This is a genomic window from Escherichia sp. KCJ4928, from assembly GCF_004352695.1.
In the GTDB taxonomy this organism is placed as follows: domain Bacteria; phylum Pseudomonadota; class Gammaproteobacteria; order Enterobacterales; family Enterobacteriaceae; genus ECMA0423.
In genome coordinates, this window is sequence record NZ_SJWV01000527.1 from 1 (window position 1) to 663 (window position 663).

The 663-nt window shown below is 33.5% G+C and carries 1 pseudogene; it reads left to right on the forward strand.

What is annotated here, in order from left to right:
• A pseudogene (locus tag E0D98_RS28280) lies at positions 1 to 562 on the forward strand (EscU/YscU/HrcU family type III secretion system export apparatus switch protein); the annotation flags it as partial.
• Positions 563 to 663: the final 101 nt, after the last annotated feature.

A 663-nucleotide genomic window follows, 5' to 3' on the forward strand; every position in this document is an offset into this window, starting at 1 on the left:
GCAGTATGATAATTGTCTTAATTTTTGATTTTATCGCTGAATATTTTTTATTTATGAAAGATATGAAAATGGATAAACAAGAAGTTAAAAGAGAATACAAGGAGCAAGAAGGAAATCCAGAAATTAAGTCTAAACGCAGAGAGCGAATCAGGAAATTCTTTCTGAGCAATTGAAGTCTGATGTCAGTAATAGTCGTTTGATGATTGCCAACCCTACTCACATTGCAATAGGGATATACTTTAAGCCACATCTTTCAACTATTCCATTGATTTCTGTAAGAGAAACTAATGAGGTAGCCTTAGCCGTAAGGAAATATGCAAAGGAAATCGGAATACCAATTATCACAGATAAAAAATTAGCACGAAAAATTTATGCTACCCATCGTCGCTACGATTATGTTAGCTTCGAAAATATAGATGAAATATTACGTCTTCTGCTGTGGCTTGAAGATGTGGAGAATGCTGGACAACCTGTTCCAGATGAACAGCTCTCTTCAGAAGATAAATTCATTGAGGGTGAAGACACAAAAATCGAGAATAAAGACGATAATTTAAAAAATTAAACATCTGTCGTAGTCAGAAATTTATAAGAATCTACACGCAAAAAGCGTGTAGATCCTTATTTAATGAGTTAAACGATCTTGTGAAATGATAAGCAATTGAT